An 18368-nucleotide genomic window follows, 5' to 3' on the forward strand; every position below is an offset into this window, starting at 1 on the left:
TTCTGGATCTGCCTGCATGAATCTCGTTTTCGACGGCCATAATGATGTTCTCCTCCGCCTCTGGCGCAGTGGAACGGAAGGTCGCAACCCCGTGGCCGAATTCCGCAACGGAACCAGCGCCGGGCATATCGATGCACCCCGGGCCAAGCGGGGTGGTCTCGCCGGTGGTCTCTGTGCCATCTACATTCCGTCGCCGCATGATTTCACGCTGCGCGAGCCTGATGCCAACGGGCACTATGCGACACCGCTCGATCCGCCGCTCGATCGCCAGGCTTCCCTGGATATCGCGATGGAAATGGCGGCCATCGCCCATCGTCTCGATCAGGACGGAAGCTGGCGGCTCTGCCGCTCGACACGCGACATCCGGCAAGCCATGGATGATGGCGTGTTTGCCGCCGTGATGCATATGGAAGGCTGCGAGGCCATCGATGCCGATCTCGATGCGCTTGAGGTTTTCTACGCCGCTGGCCTGCGTTCGCTCGGCCCGGTCTGGAGCCGTCACAATATTTTCGGCCATGGGGTACCCTTCGCCTATCCGAGTTCGCCCGATACAGGGCCCGGCCTGACCCGCGCCGGGGAGGATCTGATCCGGGCCTGCAACCGGCTCGGCATTCTGATCGATCTTGCCCATATCACCGAGAAGGGCTTCTGGGACGTCGAGCGCCTGAGCGATCAGCCGCTGATCGCCAGCCATTCCAATGTGCATGCATTGACGCCTGTTGCCCGCAACCTGACGGACCGGCAGATGGATGCGATCAAGGCGAGCCACGGGCTCGTGGGTCTCAACTATGCCGTCACCATGCTGCGTCCTGATGGGCGCGACGATGCGGAGACGTCGCTTGCGACCATGGTCAGCCATATCGATTATCTCGTAGAGCGCATGGGGATCGACTGCGTGGCGCTGGGGTCTGACTTCGACGGGGCGACGATACCGAACGTTATCGGCGATGCTGCCGGCAACCAACGGCTTGTGACCGCGCTGAAGGAGCGCGGCTACGGTGCTGCCGAACTCGACAAGATCTGCCGGGAAAACTGGCTGCGGGTGCTGGCGTCCGCTTGGCACGAGTAAACGCGGGGAGGGCGCTTCCGCTCAGGCGACGCGGTGACCGGAGCGCCACACCGACTTGGCGAAGGGATGGCCATCGTACAGGTTGACGCGGATCAGGTCGGCCTTCAAGCCGGTTTCGATGGCACCGCGATCCGTCAAGCCGCCGGCGAGTGCCGGGCTGCGGGTTACCATGGCAACAGCGCTCGGCAGGTCGTAGTCCAGACCCGGATCGGCTGAGATCATGAAGGCTGCATCGAGCATGGAGCGTGGGACGTAGTCTGAAGCCAGGATATCGACGAGCCTTGCTGCTAGCAGGTCGCGCACGGCGATGTTGCCGGATTGGGAGCCGCCGCGCACCAGGTTCGGAGCACCGGCAACGATTGACATGCCAGCCGCCCTTGCGGCCTGCGCCGCTTCGATCGAGCAGGGGAATTCCGAAATCGACACGCCCTCTGCCACGCCTTCCTCGATGTGGGCGATATCGGTGTCGTCATGGCTCATCAGCGGCATGGAGCGCGTGCGGGCAAGGGCGACGATATCAGGCCGGGTCGTGGCGGCGATATGGCTCTTTTCCGCCACCAGCACCTTGATCTTTTCGCGCACAAGATCGGGGCTCTCGCCCGTCGATTTGCAGGCTCTTGCGACATAGGCGTCGATGTCGCGGCTCTGCCGGATGCCGGGCAGGTGTTCCATGATGGAGATGACGCGGACGATCTCGCGGTCGATATTGTCGGCTGTCAGTTGCGGGGTCACCGGGTCCGTCAGTTCGCAGCGCAGGTGAACGAGATGTTCGGCGCGCAGCATGCCGGAGCTCTGCGCCTGCTCCAGCGCCTCGATCATCGGTTTCAGGATCTCGGCCCGTTCCGGATTGTCGGTGGTTGCGCCGACGCAGAGGCTGTCGAAGACGGTGGTGACACCGCCACCAATGATCTGGGCGTCGTGGGCCAGGGCCGCGCGCATGAAATCCCAGCGCACATGGGCGCGGGGATAGAGGTGTTTCTCGAAATGGTCGGTGTGGATATCGACAAGGCCGGGCAACAGGTAGTCGCCGACAAAATCAAGCGCGTCGGCATGGCGCGACGGTCCCTCGTGGATCTCCGTGATCTTCCCGTTTTCAATCAGCACCGAGCCATGCAGGACATGGCTTGGTGTGACAACGCGGGCATTGGAGAGCACCAGTGCCTCGCCGCGCGCTGCGTCATGGGTTTCACCCGTGGCATTCGTCTGTCTCAGCATGACCGCATCTCCATCCGCTCTCGTCGAGGCGTCTCTAGGCGCGTTTCATGACGCTTTGGTGTCAGTGCTGGCGGATATTCCTAGCCGACGAGTCTCAGGCAATCGTCGGCGATCACCCGTTCCTCGTCGGTCTCGATCACGCGGATCTTCACCCGGCTCTCCTCGCGCGAAATGACTGCTTCACTGCGGTCGTTGGCCTCGCCATCCAGGAGCAGACCGAGGAAGCGAAGGCGCTCGACCACCGATCGGCGGATTGCCGGCTGGTTCTCGCCGATGCCGGCGGTGAAGACCAGCGTGTCCAGGCCGCCGAGCGTGGCTGAGAGCCGCGCCACTTCGCCTGCGATGCGGAAGGTGAAGACATCGAGCGCTTCGCAGGCTTCCTTCGACGGGGTCTCCAGCAGTACCCGGCTATCGGCACTGATGCCGGAGAGACCGAGCAGGCCAGACCGTTTGTAGATCAGGTCCTCGACTTGCCCGATGCTCAGCCCGTGGGCCTCTATCAGGTGGAACAGCACGCCCGGATCGATTGCGCCGGAACGGGTCGCCATGGGTACGCCGTCGATGGTGGAAAAGCCCATGGAGGTGTCCCGGCTCACGCCATTCTCGAGTGCGCAGAGGCTGGCACCGGAGCCGAGATGGGCGATGACGGCGCGGCCGCCGGCCGTTTCCGGTTCGAGCGTCTTTAAGGCGCCCGCGACATACTCATAGGACAGGCCGTGAAAGCCATAGCGCTTGACGCCCTTGTCAAACCACTCGCGCGGTATGGCGAAGCGGCGCACGGTATCGGATTGTGTCCGGTGGAAAGCGGTGTCGAAGGATGCGGTCTGGGGCAGGCCGGATTTTAGCTCGGCGATGGCGCGGATGAGGCGGAGGTTCTGCGGCTGGTGGAGCGGCGCGAGCGTCACCAGGCTCTCGATGCCGGCGAGGCTGGTGTCATCGACCCTGACGGCATCTGCAAAGAGATCGCCGCCATGCACCACGCGGTGGCCGATGGCCGAGACGGCGTCGAGATCGTAGTGCTCGGACAGCCAGTCGAAGACCTCTTCGAGAACGTCGTGCAGCAGGTCATCGGTCTTGGCCACCAGCGGCACGTCGAAGACGGCGGGGCCTTCGACCAGATGAAAGGTCAGCGGCTCGGCGCGGAAGTCGATGACACCCTTGCCGATGCGTTTTGCTCCATCCGCCTCGCGGGCGAAGATGCCGATCTTCACCGTGGAAGAGCCGGCATTGAAGGTCAGCAGCAGTTTCTGGCTCATGACTTGCCACCAAGGGCTGCCGCACGCTTGGCGGCGACGAGTTTCGCCAGGGCGGCCGAGGCGATGCGGACCCTCAGGCTATCCGAGCGGCTGGTCAGAATGATCGGCACGCGGGCGCCGAGCACCAGGCCGGCGGCATCTGCATTGGCGAAGTATAGGAGTTGTTTGGCGAGCATGTTGCCGGCCTCGAGATCCGGCACCAGCAGGATGTCGGCGTCACCGGCGACGGGCGAAATGATGCCCTTGGTGCGGGCGGCCTCCATGCTGATTGCATTGTCAAAGGCAAGCGGTCCGTCGACCTTGGCCCCCTTGATCTGGCCACGCGCGGCCATCACGGTGAGGGCCGCCGCCTCGAGCGTTGCCGGCATCTTGTCATTGACCGTTTCGACGGCGGCGAGCACGGCGACCTTTGGCTCGGCCACGCCCAGCATATGCATGAGATCGACGGCGTTCTGGCAGATGTCGCGCTTGTGCTCGAGGGTGGGGGCGATGTTGATCGCCGCATCCGTGACAATCAGGGGCTTGGAATAGGCGGGGACATCCATGACATAGACATGGCTGACTCGGCGTTCGGTTCTGAGCCCCGAGCCGCTGCCGACGACCGCGCCAAGCAGCTCGTCGGAATGCAGACTGCCTTTCATGACCGAGCCGACCTTGCCGGCAACCGCAAGCTCGACGGCAAGGGCCGCCGCCGCATGGCTGTGTTCGGTATGGAGGATCTCGAAGCCGTCGATGGATATGCCGGCCTGTTCGGCGGCGGCGCGGATCTTCGCCTCCGGCCCGATCAGGATCGGCTCCAGCAGGCCTTCATCGCGGATCTCGACGGCCGCCTCGATCGCCTCCGGTGAGCAGGGGTGGACGAGGGCCGTCTTCACCATTGGCAGGCTGCGGGCCTCAGCGACGATGGCGTCGAAGCGGTCGTGACGCTGCAGCGAGACATCCGGCGGAAGGTTCTCCGACCAGCTGATGCGCTCGGTTGGCGCCCGAACGCGGGCCTTGCCGGCGAGCACCGGCTCGCCATGCTGGTTCACGGCGCGGGTGTCGAAGATTAGCGTCCTGCCATCGCTTTCCTTGGTCATCAGGGTGACGGTCGCAGTAATGCGGTCGCCGGTCGCGATGTCCTTCCAGAATTCCAGATCCTGGCCGAGATAGACGGTGCCTGGGCCGGGCAGGCGCGTGTCGAGGACCGCCGAGATCATGCCGGCCGGGATCAGCGACTGGCCGAGCGGCACGGGATTGTTGTCGCCGGACAGCGCCGCGAAGAGTTCGATGTCATCGGGGCCGATGACGCGGGTGATGCTGGCCGCATCGCCGAGCTTCAGCTCGTCGAAGGTGCGGTTGGTGAGGACTGGTCTTTCCATGTCGCTTTCGTCTTCCATTGTCGAACCGTCCTCCCCCGATCCGTTCATCCTGTGGTCGGTCTGCTTCGTCAGCATGGCCAACCCTGAGGGGCAATCTCTGTGGTGTAGGGTGGGCTGTCCTTGACTTGGGTCAAGGGGCGGTGGGACGAAAGTCTTGGGGGTGCAGGAGGGGCGCCTCTCCCCCTTGTGGGAGAGGACGGAAAATCGAAGGCTTAGGCGAGCGCAATCCGCCTAAACTTCAGAATTTCCGGGTGAGGGGACCGGTTCAGTTGCCACTGAGAACGGACGCCCTCACTTGCGATTTCTGAAGTTTAGCCGTGGCTTGCGCCACGACTAATTCATCGAAATCGCTTTCTCCCCCACCAAGGGGGAGAAGAAGTCACGCCCACCTGTCACGCCATGCCGGTTGCGCATCGGCATAGGGCAGCGCCACGGCCTCGAACACACCGCGCGCAATGGCCCGGGCCGTGACCAGCGTTGCCAGATGGCAGAGTTCCATGAGGTCTGCCGTGCCATTGCCCTTACGCTTGCCTGTCGAGGCCGCAAACATCGTGTCGCCATCCAGCGGCAGATGGGCGGGGAGCACCGCGCGCGCCAGGCCGTCATGGGCTGACAGAGACAGGCGGTGGAGCTCGGGTTTTGACAGAGTGCAATCGGTCACGACAGCGCCGATGGTCGTGGCCGTCAGTCGCAAGCCCTTGATGCGCATCGCCCGGTCGTCGGAGCTGACCTGGGCAGGCTGGCCGAGCCCGCCGAATTCCTGGCCCTCTTCAAAGGGGGCGGCCCAGAAATGCGGTCCGTCGCCGATCACCACAGAGCCCATGGCATTGACGGCAACGAGTGCTGCGATCGTATGGCCTGAAGACGAGACGGCGCTGGCCGAGCCGAGGCCGCCCTTGAAGTTGGCGGTCGTAGCACCCGTTCCCGCGCCGACCGTGCCGAGCGGGAAGGCGCCCTTGGCGGCGTTTTGATAGGCCTCATAGCCGAGGTCGCGATAGGGCGCATGCAGGCCCCAGTCCTTATTCCCGCCGTTCAAGAGATCCATCAGGATCGCCTGCGGCACGATCGGCACGCGCACCGGCCCGACGGCAAAGCCGCGACCGGCGGCGCGCAGGCCCGATTGCACCCCGCCTGCGGCATCGAGCCCGAAGGCCGAGCCGCCCGAGAGCACGAAGGCATCGACCTGTTGGACCGTCATCGACGGGTCAAGGAGCGTGACGTCCCGCCCGCCTGGCGCGCCGCCGAGCACGGTGCCCGAGGCGGTCGCGGGTTCATCGAACACGATTACGGTTACCCCGGAGCCGAGGGCGAGATCGGTCGCATGCCCGACGGAGAGGCCAGAGATGTCGGTCAGCATGTTGAGGGGGCCTTGGGGCATGGGGGTTCTCCAGTGGGTGGGCGGAGGGTGGCTAAATCAGGCGCGTCGTCCAGCGCGCCAGGCGCTTCTTTTCCATCTGAAACAAACGATGCCGACGGCCAGTATGAGCGAAAGCGGCGCCAATATGCCTGCGACCCAGATTGTAGAGGCCGCGTCACTGCATTGGTATGCGCCAGGGCAGTGGAGGTTCTGATAGTCCGCCCATGCGGCGAGCCCTGCCAATCCCAGAATGGGGGCAACCATGAAGCAGACGGCAGCTATAGTTGACAGCAGGGTCGTGACGAAGGCTCTGGCGAAGGGCAAGTTGTGGGCTCCCGTTTGGTGGGCACTTATACCGGGTAGATGCGGTTTTGTATTCTGGAACAGTTGGCACTGCTGCCTTGCCGCTTTAGAGCCCCTCATCCACCTCCTGAGCCTGTCGAAGGGCGGCACCTTCTCCCCGCAAGCGGGGAGAAGGCCGAGACGGCCACCGCGCGTGCCTCCCTCTCCCCGCAGCTAAGGCGAGGGTAGGGTGAGGGGCAAACCCCCTGGCTCGGCGCAATCATCGCGTCCACCCATTCCCGCGCGGGGAAACGATGCCGCTGGACTAGTCGTATGGAACAACCGCGACCCGCCCACATTTGCCTCCCGCGTCCCGGTTGACGCACGCGCCTTGCGACGCGATGTACGTTCAACGCCACCGATCAGGAACCAGCCCATGCATCGCATCAAGCTCCATCTCACTCGCATCGCCTCGGCGGCAGAACGGCGTGTCTGGCTGACCGCGCTGGTGGCAGCGCTGGTCGCCTACTTCCTGTTCGAGCTGACGGGCGAGGTGCTGGAGGGCGAGACGCGGGCCTTTGATGAGGGCGTGCTCTTGATGTTGCGCGACCCTGCCGATCCGGCCATGCCGCGGGGGCCTGCCTGGCTCACCAAGATGATGGTGGACATTACCGCACTCGGCGGCGTCACCGTGCTGACGCTGCTGGTCACCCTTGTTGTCGTCTATCTCGCACTCCGCCACAAATACCGGACCGCCCTCTTCGTCACGGCCTCCATCCTCGGCGGCTGGGCTTTGAGCAGCGCCATGAAGCTCGGCATTGCAAGGCCGCGGCCGGAGGTGGTCCAGCATCTGGTCGAAGTCACCGATATGAGCTTTCCGAGCGGCCATGCCATGCTGTCCGCCATCACTTATCTGACGCTCGGCGCTATGCTGTCACGGCTCGAGGAGCGCGTATCGCTGCGGTACTTCTTCCCGCTGGTCGCTGTGGTGCTGACGCTGATCATTGGCCTCAGCCGCATCTATCTCGGTGTGCATTATCCGACGGACGTGCTCGGCGGCTGGGCGGCGGGCATGGTCTGGGCGTGCGGGAGCTGGTTCGTGGCAAGGCGGGTGTTGGGGAGCCCGAGCGGGCGCTAAAGCGCCCGCTGCGATTTCTCAATGCTTCAACGCCTTCGGATCGAGCGCATCGCGGATCGCGTCGCCGATGTAGTTCACGCTCAACACCGTTAGCGAGATCGCCAGGCCCGGCCACAACACGCGAGACGGGTTGATCTGCAGGAAGTTGGCGCCGTCGAAGAGCAGGCGGCCCCAGGTGGGGAAGTCGGGCGGGAAGCCGAGGCCGAGGAATGAGAGCGCGGATTCGGTGATGATGGCGGTGGCGATGCCGAGCGTCGCCGAGACCATGATCGAGGACATCACATTGGGCAGGATGTGCTTGATGATGATGCGGTATTCGCGCATGCCGCTCGATTTCGCCGCCAGGATGAATTCCTGGCTCTTGATCGCCAGCACGTCGCCGCGAACGATGCGGGCGGTGTGCATCCAGCTGGTGATGCCGATGATGAAGACGATCAGGATGAAGATGCCGGTTTCCGGCCCGAAGGCTGCCCGTAGTGTGTCGCGGAAGAGCATGATGATGACCAGGAGCAGCGGCAAAAGCGGCAGCGCGAGGAAGAGGTCGGTCATGCGCATCAGCGGACCGTCGAGTTTGCGGGAGTAGCCCGAGAGCACGCCGATCAGCGTGCCGACGACCAGCGCCAGCAACATCGCGGTCATACCGACGGCGAGCGAGATCTGCCCGCCGGCCAGCACCTGGGCCAGCATGTCCTTGCCGAGGTTGTCCGTGCCAAAAGGGTGTTCCCAGGAGGGGCCCTGGTTCTTGGCGCGGATGTCGATCTTGTTCGGGTCGATCGTGTGGATGTAGGGGCCGATGAACACGGCCAGCACGATGAAGGTGAAGACGATCAGGCCGGCGACGCCGCCCTTGTGGGCGCGGAACTGGCGCCAGAGCATGGGCCAGAAGCCGCCGCTCTGGGGCCTTGTCTGCGGTGCTGTTGCAGTCACGATGGCGGCGTCACTCATAGCGGATCCTCGGATCGAGTATGCCGTAGAGAACGTCGGCAATCAGGTTGAAGAGCACGATCAGGATCGCGAAGATGAAGGTCAGCGTCTGCACGAGCGGGATGTCTGCGCCCTGGATCGCGGTGATCAGCAGCTGTCCGAGGCCGTTCACGCGGAAGACCTGTTCGGTGATGATGGCGCCTGAGAAGATCGTCGGCACGCCAAGCGCAATGACGGTGACGACCGGGATCAGGCTGTTGCGCAGGACATGCACGAGCAGCACGACCTTTTCCTTGACGCCCTTGGCGCGCGCCGTGCGGACATAATCCATGTTCAGGTTGTCGAGCATGGAGGCGCGCACGAAGCGGCTGATCTGCGAGACGTTGAAGAGCGTCAGCACCAGCACGGGCAGGAACATCTGCTTCACCTGGAGTACGAAGCTGTCCCAACTGTTGACCACCAGCGTGGTATCGTAGATCGACGGGAACCACTGCAGGTAGGAGGAGAAGACGACGATCAGCAGAACGCCTGTGAAGAAGGTCGGGACGGAATAGCCGACCATCGAGATGAAGGTGCCGATCTGGTCGAACCAGGAATACTGGCGATAGGCCGAGATGACGCCGATCGGGATCGCGATCAGGACGCCGAAGAGATAGGACAGGCCAACGACCCAGAGCGTCTGCGGCAGGCGCTGGACGATCAGGTCGACCACGGGGCTGCGGGTCGCCCAGGAGAGCACGCGCATGCGCTCGCCGGAACCGACGGTGATGCCGGTGATCTGTTCGAAGATGTTGAGCGGTTCATTGATGAAGAACTGCTGCAGCCATTTGAAATAGCGGATGAGGAAGGGCTGATCGAGACCCATGGCGGCGCGGATCTGCTCACGCACATCAGGCGGAATGGTCAGCGGCAGGTCGCTTAAGGGATCCCCTGGGGAGAGGTCGAGCAGGGCAAAAATAATGAAACTGATGGCCAGTAGCGTCGGGACTGCGAACAGCAGCCGCCGGACGGTGAAGGTAAACATCGGCTGGTCTCCAGACTGTCACAGAAAATGCTGATGCCGGGCCTGCCGACAGGGCAGGCCCGGCACCTATGGCATTACTTAGCGCGCGACCAGTCGGCGACGTTCCAGAGTTCCGAGTCCCAGGCGTTCATCTTGACGCCCAGCAGCGTGTTGTTGACAGCCGAAGGCTGGCCACGATGGATGAGCGGGATCTGGGCGACATCGTTGGAGAGCATGTCGTTCAGCTTCTTGGCAATTTCGGCGCGCTTTTCGAGTTCGCCGGTCTTGCCGAGTTCCTTCACGAGCGCATCGTATTCCGGGTTGCAATAGCGGACGATGTTCTCACCCTGCCAGCCGGTGGCAGGGCTCGGGATCTTGTCGCACATCCAGCCGGCCATGTACTTCTCGGGGTCGGTGCCGTCGAAGTTGTTGGTGTACATCTGGATGTCGGCCATGAACTTCTGGAAGGTGTCCGGAGAGGCCGGGTCACCGCCGAAGAAGACGGAGGCCGAGATGTTGCGCAGTTCGACGGAGACGCCGATCTGGCTCCACATGTCCTTGACCAGCGCCTGGGTGCCCTGGCGGACGGAGTTGGTCGAGGTCTGGTAGAGGAAGGAGAGCTTGACGCCGTCCTTTTCGCGGATGCCATCCGAGCCCATCTTCCAGCCGGCGTCTTCGAGCAGCTTGTTGGCGCCTTCGACGTCCTGCTTCAGGCACCAGTCGACGGCGGTCGAGACATAGATGTCAGGAGCGGGCAGGATGTTGCAGGTCGGCTGACCGTTCGGGCCGTAGCCGGCTTCATCGATGATCTCGCGGTCGATGGCGATCGAGAGTGCGCGGCGCACGGCCGGGTCGGACAGGGCCGGATGCGGGCCGGCTTCCTTGGTCGAGCGCTTGTCGCCGAGCGAGGCGTCAACGCCATAGGGGTTGATGTCGATACGTTCGACCTGGGTGCCGAAGGCGACTTCGATCTTGCCCTTGCCGGCAGCCATCATCTGCTCGAGGATTTCAGGCTCAACCTGCATGTTCCAGGCATAGTCGAATTCGCCGGTTTCGAGAACCGAGCGGGCAGCCGACGCTGCATCACCGCCACCCTTGAGGGTGACCGAGGCGAAGGCCGGCTTGGCAGCATCGCGGTAATTGCTGTTGGCTTCGAAGGTCACGACGTCGTTCGGCTTGAATTCCTTCACGACGAAGGGGCCGGTGCCGATCGGGCCAAAGTTGGCCGAGGTGCATTCCGGTGCCTTGGCGCCGAGGCAATCCTTGAACTGGGCAGCCTGGATGATCGGGGCCTGCGCGCCGACAAAGGCGCTGTACGGATAAGGCTTGGCATCGGCGAAGGAGACCTTGATGGTGGAGGCGTCGATCGCCTCGACATTGGTCACGCCTTCGAAATAGGCGCCCTGGGCGCAGCCGCCGTCCGGTGCCGTGCAGTATTTCCAGGTGAAGATGGCGTCTTCAGCCGTCACGGCCGTGCCGTCCGACCACTTCAGATCGGGCTTCAGCTTCCAGGTGATGCTCTTGAAATCGGCCGCGACGCCGCCGTTTTCTACCGTCGGGATTTCCGTGGCGAGCATCGGCACCAGCGCGCCGGTCTCGTCGTAACGGGCCAGCGGCTCGATGACCATCGAGGCTGCGTAGACTTCCTTGGTGCCGCCCGACAGATACGGGTTCATCGTCGAGACGGCCTGCCAGAAGATAATCTTCAGGTCGCCGTCGGTGCCGCGTTCGGCCATTGCCGGCGCTGCCGTCAGCGCAAAAGCGGCAGCAGACGCTGCCAGCATCAGTTTGCGAGTGTTCATGTGCTCATTCCCCATTATTTTTTGTTAGCAGGCATGATGGTAACCCGATCTGCCGACCCGGGATGTGGCCAGCGCATTCAAGAAATGTCAACCACCTATCTTTTTGGTATTTCAGGAAAATTTAGGCACATCCGGCAAATATCGGAGTCGCGACAGGCGTTCCCGGACAGCTCAGCATCTGTCGGGTTGGCTAAAATTTAGGCCATGTAAACACAAGCCTATTTTCCATGCAAGATGGAATTTTGCGGCTTGCCAAAGCTGCGCATCGCAGCACAGTATGCGCGAAATCCTGCGGGGAACAACGACAAAAAGAGGTCCTTTCATGCCAGTGCTCAACCGCGCCAGCGAACTTCAGCCCGAAGTCGCGGAGTGGCGCCGCCATCTGCACCAAAATCCGGAACTTCTCTTCGATGTGCATGGCACGGCCGCCTTCGTAACGGAGAAGCTCAAGGAATTTGGCTGTGACGTGGTGAAGACGGGGATCGGTCGCACCGGCGTGGTCGGCATCATCAAGGGCAATCGCGGCGATGGCCCGGTCGTCGGATTCCGTGCCGACATGGATGCCCTGCCGATTCATGAAATGTCGGGCAAGGCCTGGGCTTCCAAGACGCCTGGCAAGATGCATGCCTGCGGCCATGACGGGCATACCGCCATGCTGCTGGGGGCTGCGAAATACCTCGCCGAAACCCGCAATTTCCGCGGTTCGATCGCCGTCATCTTCCAGCCGGCCGAAGAGGGTGGCGGCGGTGCGCGCGAAATGGTTGCCGATGGCATGATGGAAAACTTCGGCATCAAGGAAGTTTACGGCATGCACAATCATCCCGGCATGGCGGTCGGCACCTTTGCCACCCGCCGGGGATCTATCATGGCGGCCGCTGATCAGTTCGACATCGAGATCGAGGGCCGCAGTGGCCATGCCGCCATGCCGCACAAGAGCGTCGATCCGGTGCTCGCCGCCTCCCAGGTGGTCGTTGCCTTGCAGTCGATCGCATCGCGTGAGGCGGACCCCTTAAGCTCTGTGGTCATCACGGTCACCAAGATCCATGGTGGCGACGCTTATAATGTCATCCCCGATATGGTGAAGCTGTCGGGCACGGTGCGCACGCTTCTGCCGGAGATGCGCCAGATGGCGGAGACCCGCATCGGCGAAATCGCCAGCGGTGTGGCAATGGCCATGGGTGCCAAGGCAACGTTGCGTTATCACCGCGGTTATCCCGTCACTTTCAACCACGCCTCCGAGACCGACTTCGCCGTCGATATCATGCGCAAGGTCGCCGGCGACCATGCCGTCAGCGATGCCTTCCCGCCTACCATGGGTGCGGAGGATTTCTCCTACATGCTGGAAGCGCGGCCCGGCTCGTTCGTCTTCATCGGCAATGGTGACACGGCGAACCTGCATAATTCGGCCTATGACTTCAACGACGAGGTCATCCCCTATGGCATCAGCTACTGGGTGACGCTCGCCGAGACGGCGCTCGCCGCCTGATCAAACGACCACATCTCGATACAGATAAAAACAGGGGAACGGGATATGGCCGCGGTGGAACAGGGAAAAGAGACGAGCGGGGCACCGGTGCTTTCCGTGCGAGGTCTGACGACCTCCTTCAGGATCGGCACCGAGTGGCGCTCTGTTGTGCGCAACATGAACCTCGATATCGCGGCCGGTGAAACGGTCGCGATCGTCGGCGAATCGGGGTCCGGCAAAAGCGTCACCTCGCTTTCGATCATGCGGCTCCTGCCGCAGATCACCAGCCGCATCGAAGGCAGCGTCAAGCTCGAGGGGCGCGAGCTTCTGACGCTCGATGCCGAGCAGATGCGCCAGGTGCGCGGCAACCAGATCTCGATGATCTTTCAGGAGCCGATGACCTCGCTCAATCCGATCTTCCCGATCGGCAAGCAGATCGCCGAGGCCATTACCTGCCATCGCGATATCTCGAACGCCGATGCGAAGACGGAGGTATTGCGGCTGCTCGATCGCGTGCGGATCCCGAATGCGAAGAACCGTTTCGACGAATATCCACATCAGTTTTCAGGCGGCATGCGCCAGCGCGTGATGATCGCCATGGCGCTTGCGTCACGGCCGAAGCTGCTGATCGCCGACGAGCCGACGACGGCACTCGACGTCACGATCCAGGGCCAGATCCTCGACCTGATCAAGACCCTGCAGGACGAGGAGGGCATGGCGGTTCTCTTCATCACCCATGACATGGGTGTCGTCGCTGAAGTGTCGGACCGCACCATCGTCATGTTCCGCGGTGAAGCTGTGGAGACCGGCACGACTGATGATATTTTCAACCGCGGCCAACACCCGTACACGCGGGCGCTGCTCTCGGCGGTGCCGAAGCTCGGCTCGATGGGCGGGCGCCAGCGGCCGATGCGGTTCCCCGTGATCGACATCAAGACCGGCGATACGCTGGTGCCGGAGGCGGAAGCCGGGATCCCGGAAGCCGGGAGCCGCCCGCTTCTGGAGGTGAAGAACCTCACGACCCGCTTCGACATTCGTTCCGGTCTGTTCGGGCGGAAGAGCGGGGCCGTGCATGCCGTCGAGAATGTCTCCTTCGATCTGAGGCCCGGCGAGACCTTGTCGCTGGTCGGCGAATCCGGTTGCGGCAAATCGACCACGGGACGTTCGATCACGCGGCTTGTCGAGCCGACTTCCGGCCATATTGCCGTCGACGGATATGATGTCGGGCGGCTCGACCAGGCGGCGCTCAGGACCATGCGTCGTAGCATCCAGATGGTTTTCCAGGATCCCTTTGCCAGCCTCGACCCGCGCATGAGCGTCGGACATGCGGTCATGGAGCCCTATGTCGAGCACAAGCTTGGCTCGAAGGCGCAAGCGCGTGACAAGGCGGCCGATCTTCTCGAACGCGTCGGTCTGTCCGCCGAGATGATGCCGCGCTATCCGCACGAGTTTTCAGGCGGCCAGCGCCAGCGCATCGCAATTGCCCGCTCGCTGATGCTCGATCCGAAGATAATCGTGGCGGACGAGGCAGTGTCGGCCCTCGACGTCTCGATCAAGGCGCAGGTCTGCAATCTACTGCTCGACCTGCAGCAGAGCTTCAATCTGGCCTATCTCTTCATTAGCCACGATATGGCGGTCGTCGAGCGGGTCAGCCACCGGGTGGCGGTGATGTATCTCGGGGAGATCGTCGAGATCGGTCCGCGCCAGGCAGTCTTCGACAATCCGCAGCATCCTTACACCAAGAAGCTGATGGCGGCGGTGCCGGTGCCGGATCCGGCGCGTCGCAAGCTGAAGCGCAATCTGTCCACCGACGAGATCAAGAGCCCGATCCGTCCCGTGGGTTTCCAGCCACCGGTGCGGCAGTACCGGGAAGTGAGCGAAGGTCACCTCGTGCAGATGTGAGGCATGGTGCCAGTCCCGATCCCGGGGCTGGTTTCCCTATTGCTCGACAGGCGCGTTGCCGAAGCCGACCAGCGACACGTGCGCTGTCCATTGATACTTCGTGGCGTCGATGATCTGTGGGCGCGGATGTGAAAAGCCGTGATAGAGCAGGGCGTAGCATCGTGTGAGGGTTTCGCCGGGCGCCAATGCGCGATCGTGGCGCAGGGTGCCGCGATAGGCGACCGCCGTTCGGCCTTCCTCCCGCCCGACAAGGTCGAACAACAGGCGGTTCACCATCGCATCCGAATTGTTGGCCAAGGTCGCGGAAATCGGAAGGGCCTGGTCAACGCATACCGATGCGTCAGCCGCCACCGTCACGGTGACCGCCGAGACGGCGTTTTGTTGCTGGCGGGATTGGCCATCGCTGAAGAGCCAGACGATCGTGGCGATAACGGCGATCGCAGCGGTCAGCGCAATCGCCCAGGGACGACGCCTGAGGAAAAGCTCGATCAGCAACAGGGCGATGGCGGCGGTGACGACAAATGCCATCACGTAAGGTTGGCTTCGATTTCATGATCCATCCCCTGAAGATAAGGGCGGCGACCGGAAAGGCAACCGCAGATGCCTGCCTTGGAGTTGCCGCTTGTCTGCGCTAGGCATGCAGCACTACCCTTCGAACTCAACCTCCGACGCAGACAGGTGCATCATGCTGATTTCGCTCTATCAAATGCAGCCGCTTTCCGGCGACGTCCCGGGCAATATCGGCAAGATCGCGCAAGCGGCGATGGCGGCGGCGGAAATGGGGGCGGAACTGCTGGTGACGCCGGAGCTCGGCACGAGCGGTTATGCGCTGGGCGCCCAGTTCGAGGAGGTCGCGGAAGGCCGTGACGGGTCGATCATCGGAGCGCTGACGGAGATCGCTGCGGATTGCGGCCTTGCCATCTGCGCCGGCTTCCCCGAGCGGGACGGCAATCAGGTGTTCAATTCCTCGGTGCTCATCCGGCCTGACGGCAGCACGGAATTCTATCGGAAGAGCCATCTTTACGGCGACGGGGAGCGGGCAGCCTTCGTGCCGGGCGCCGAGCCGCCGCATATCTTCGATCTCAACGGCATCAAGACGGGCATGCTGATCTGCTACGATGTGGAGTTTCCGGAAAATGTCCGCACGCTTGCGCTCGCCGGCGCGGAACTGATCCTGGTACCGACAGCACTGCCTGAAGGCATCATCAGCCGTCGGGTCGCCGATACGGTGGTGCCGACACGCGCCTTCGAAAACGGTGTGTTCCTGGTCTATGCCGATCTCTGTGGCAAGGAGAACGACCTCTCCTATGGCGGGCGTTCGGTGATCCTCGGTCCCGACGGTGACGAACTGGCGCGGGCCGGCATGCGCGAAACCTTGCTGGTCGCGGAGATCGATCCCAAGGCTTACGACGACGCGAAGGCGCAGAACCCCTATCTGATCGATCGCAGGCCCGGCCTCTATCGTCTGGGCTGACGCCCCGCATTGCAGCGGGCGCCCGGGTCTCCTACATCACAGCGACAGATGAAGGAGACCCCGATGATTTTTGACGCTGCCGCGTTGTCGCTGCGCAACCTGTTCGCTCCCGAGACGCGGACCGTGTTCTGGAAGACGCTTGGTCTTACGATCCTCGTGCTCATCGGCCTGTGGTTCGGATTGCGCGAGAGCTTCATGGCTTTCATCATGCCGCTGCTCCAGGGCTTCATTCCCGAGCTTCCGGACTGGGCCGGGTGGCTGACCTTCATCTTCGGCATTCTCGCCAGCATCGGGCTGGCGCTTGGGCTCGCACTGCTGCTGTCGCCCGTGACTGCGATCATCGCCGGTCTTTTCCTCGATGACGTCGCCGAGGTGGTCGAGAAGCGGGACTATCCCAATGATCCGCCTGGCACGGCGATGCCGATGGGCCAGGCGATCATCGCCTCGATCAAGTTCTTCGGCGTGGTTATCGTCGGCAATCTCTTCGCGCTGATGCTGCTTTTTATCCCGGGCATCAACATCATCGCCTTCTTCCTGGTGAACGGCTATCTGCTCGGACGCGAATTCTTCGAGTTCGCTGCCATGCGCTTCCGCAGTGTCGAAGAGGCAAAGCTGCTGAGGTCCAGGCATTCCGGCACCGTCTTCATGGCGGGCCTGGTGATTGCGCTGTTCCTGGCGGTGCCGATCGTCAACCTTCTCACCCCGCTCTTCGCCGCAGGCCTGATGGTGCATCTGCACAAGGCGCTGACGGCTCGGGACGTGGCGCTCGCGCGCTAAGCGTCACTCGACCTCGCCGATCACTTGCTGCGGCAATTCGACGAGCGGGGCCGGGACATCCACCGTCTTTTCCGGTGACTTGCAGATGTCGGCGATGACGCAGCGCTCGCATTCGGGGCGCCGCGCCTTGCAACAGTAGCGCCCATGCAGGATCAGCCAGTGATGGGCGTGGAAGAGATATTGTTCTGGGATGATCCGCATCAGGATGTCCTCGATCTCATCCGGCGTCTTGCCGGGCGCGAGCTTGATGCGGTTGCCGATCCGGAGGATATGCGTGTCGACCGCCATGGTCGGGATGCCGAATGCCATGGACATCACGACATTGGCCGTCTTGCGGCCCACACCCGGCAACGTCACCAGTTCTTCGCGGGTGCGCGGCACGACGCTGCCGAAGTCGTCGACCAGCTTCTGGGACAGCGCAATGACGTTCTTCGCCTTGTTGCGGTAGAGCCCGATCGTCTTGATGTAGTCGCGGACCTTTTCCTCGCCGAGTTCAAGCATCTTTTCCGGCGTGTCAGCCACCTTGAAGAGAGCGCGCGTCGCTTTATTTACGCCTGCGTCGGTTGCCTGGGCGGAGAGCGCCACGGCAACGACAAGCGTGAACGGGTTGACGTGTTCCAGCTCGCCCTTGGGCTCCGGCCTCTGGATCGAGAAGCGGCGGAAGATCTCTTCCAATTCGGCCTTTGAATAAGCCGTGCGACGGCGTGCCGCTGGCTTGCGACGGGTCGCAGGATTTGACTTTTTCAAAGTTTGGGTGCTGGATTTCGGCTTCGCTACAGTCATGGAAAACCTATAATCGGGCGCAGTGATGGAAGGCAATCTCGAGCAGGCGGCAGACCAGCCGATTTTCGCAGCGGAACTGACGCCCTACCGGTCGCTTGGCCGCAAGGGGTATCGTATTCTGTTTGCGGTGACTGGCACTGTTTGTTTCCTGCATGCAATCTTCTTCATGGCAACCGGCGCATGGCCGATCGGCCTGTTCTTCGGCCTCGACTTCCTGTTGCTCTACGGGGCCTTCTGGCTGAACTATCGTTCTGCGCGGGCGCGTGAAGAGGTGACGGTGTCGCGCACCAGCCTCTCGATCCGTAAATTCACGCCTGCTGGCCGGATGACCGAGCACACCTTCAAGACGCTTTGGGCGCGGTTCTTCGTGCACCGCCACGAGGAGTTCGGCATCACATCGATGATGGTGAGCGGTGAGGGTCGCGGCACCGATGTCGGCTCCTTTCTTAACCCCGATGATCGCGAGAGTTTCGCCAAGGCCCTCACGGGGGCACTCGCGACGGCCAAGCAGCGGATCTGAGTTACCCAACATCGGCGCAAGAAACGGGTGGCGTCCAAGG

General features: G+C 62.8%; 16 protein-coding genes. 7 read left to right on the forward strand and 9 right to left on the reverse strand.

Annotated elements, in window-relative coordinates; translation table 11 throughout:
- Positions 1-16 precede the first annotated feature (16 nt).
- Complete coding sequence (locus tag AC02Y0_RS02090; protein WP_476382035.1) at positions 17-1069, forward strand: dipeptidase; 1053 nt, start codon at positions 17-19, stop codon at positions 1067-1069.
- 21 nt (positions 1070-1090) lie between these two features.
- On the opposite strand, the gene AC02Y0_RS02095 is transcribed toward AC02Y0_RS02090, so the two are convergent.
- From AC02Y0_RS02095 to AC02Y0_RS02110, 4 genes are all read right to left on the reverse strand, one after another.
- Positions 1091-2284 (reverse strand): alpha-D-ribose 1-methylphosphonate 5-triphosphate diphosphatase, encoded by a 1194-nt coding sequence (locus tag AC02Y0_RS02095; RefSeq protein WP_476382037.1) that lies wholly within the window; start codon positions 2282-2284, stop codon positions 1091-1093.
- An 80-nt stretch (positions 2285-2364) separates the two neighbouring features.
- Complete coding sequence (locus tag AC02Y0_RS02100; protein ID WP_476382039.1) at positions 2365-3540, reverse strand: acetate/propionate family kinase; 1176 nt, start codon at positions 3538-3540, stop codon at positions 2365-2367.
- The gene (locus tag AC02Y0_RS02105; protein WP_476383944.1) at positions 3537-4919 is read right to left on the reverse strand and encodes a bifunctional enoyl-CoA hydratase/phosphate acetyltransferase; all 1383 of its coding nucleotides are present in this window, start codon (positions 4917-4919) and stop codon (positions 3537-3539) included. The genes AC02Y0_RS02100 and AC02Y0_RS02105 overlap by 4 nt, the downstream gene beginning before the upstream one ends.
- A 361-nt stretch (positions 4920-5280) precedes the next feature.
- On the reverse strand, positions 5281-6279 hold the full coding sequence (locus AC02Y0_RS02110; protein WP_476382040.1) for a P1 family peptidase: 999 nt from the start codon (positions 6277-6279) through the stop codon (positions 5281-5283).
- Between the two features lie 697 nt (positions 6280-6976).
- Between AC02Y0_RS02110 and AC02Y0_RS02115 the strand changes: the two genes are divergently transcribed.
- The gene (locus AC02Y0_RS02115) at positions 6977-7678 is read left to right on the forward strand and encodes a phosphatase PAP2 family protein (protein ID WP_476382042.1); all 702 of its coding nucleotides are present in this window, start codon (positions 6977-6979) and stop codon (positions 7676-7678) included.
- 18 nt (positions 7679-7696) lie between these two features.
- On the opposite strand, the gene AC02Y0_RS02120 is transcribed toward AC02Y0_RS02115, so the two are convergent.
- The 3 genes from AC02Y0_RS02120 to AC02Y0_RS02130 form a co-directional block, all read right to left on the reverse strand.
- Positions 7697-8554 carry an ABC transporter permease gene (locus AC02Y0_RS02120; RefSeq protein ID WP_245407879.1) on the reverse strand — a complete coding sequence of 286 codons (858 nt, stop codon included), beginning with the start codon at positions 8552-8554 and terminating at the stop codon, positions 7697-7699.
- Positions 8555-8615: 61 nt separating this feature from the next.
- On the reverse strand, positions 8616-9626 hold the full coding sequence (locus AC02Y0_RS02125) for an ABC transporter permease (RefSeq protein WP_102018509.1): 1011 nt from the start codon (positions 9624-9626) through the stop codon (positions 8616-8618).
- Positions 9627-9700: 74 nt separating this feature from the next.
- Positions 9701-11407: a peptide ABC transporter substrate-binding protein gene (locus AC02Y0_RS02130; protein ID WP_102018508.1), complete on the reverse strand. Its 1707-nt coding sequence runs from the start codon at positions 11405-11407 to the stop codon at positions 9701-9703.
- Between the two features lie 322 nt (positions 11408-11729).
- Between AC02Y0_RS02130 and AC02Y0_RS02135 the strand changes: the two genes are divergently transcribed.
- Positions 11730-12893 (forward strand): M20 aminoacylase family protein, encoded by a 1164-nt coding sequence (locus AC02Y0_RS02135; protein WP_476382044.1) that lies wholly within the window; start codon positions 11730-11732, stop codon positions 12891-12893.
- Positions 12894-12938: 45 nt separating this feature from the next.
- Positions 12939-14774, forward strand: coding sequence for an ABC transporter ATP-binding protein (locus AC02Y0_RS02140; RefSeq protein ID WP_476382045.1), 1836 nt, complete (start codon positions 12939-12941; stop codon positions 14772-14774).
- A 36-nt stretch (positions 14775-14810) separates the two neighbouring features.
- On the opposite strand, the gene AC02Y0_RS02145 is transcribed toward AC02Y0_RS02140, so the two are convergent.
- The gene (locus AC02Y0_RS02145) at positions 14811-15302 is read right to left on the reverse strand and encodes a hypothetical protein (protein ID WP_476382047.1); all 492 of its coding nucleotides are present in this window, start codon (positions 15300-15302) and stop codon (positions 14811-14813) included.
- Between the two features lie 157 nt (positions 15303-15459).
- On the opposite strand from AC02Y0_RS02145, the gene AC02Y0_RS02150 reads away from it, so the two are divergent.
- Complete coding sequence (locus AC02Y0_RS02150; protein WP_476382049.1) at positions 15460-16248, forward strand: carbon-nitrogen hydrolase family protein; 789 nt, start codon at positions 15460-15462, stop codon at positions 16246-16248.
- A gap of 63 nt (positions 16249-16311) precedes the next feature.
- Entirely contained in the window at positions 16312-17025 is a 714-nt protein-coding gene (locus AC02Y0_RS02155) for a sulfate transporter family protein (protein ID WP_102018503.1), read from the forward strand.
- A gap of 3 nt (positions 17026-17028) precedes the next feature.
- Here the strand turns inward: AC02Y0_RS02155 and nth are convergent, their stop codons facing one another.
- Positions 17029-17808 (reverse strand): endonuclease III, encoded by a 780-nt coding sequence (gene nth / locus AC02Y0_RS02160; RefSeq protein ID WP_476382051.1) that lies wholly within the window; start codon positions 17806-17808, stop codon positions 17029-17031.
- A gap of 25 nt (positions 17809-17833) precedes the next feature.
- Here nth and AC02Y0_RS02165 point away from each other — a divergent pair, with 25 nt between their 5' ends.
- Positions 17834-18328 carry a DUF2244 domain-containing protein gene (locus tag AC02Y0_RS02165; protein WP_476382053.1) on the forward strand — a complete coding sequence of 165 codons (495 nt, stop codon included), beginning with the start codon at positions 17834-17836 and terminating at the stop codon, positions 18326-18328.
- Positions 18329-18368: the final 40 nt, after the last annotated feature.

The sequence above is a fragment of the Allorhizobium sp. nf9_anc genome (assembly GCF_056323085.1).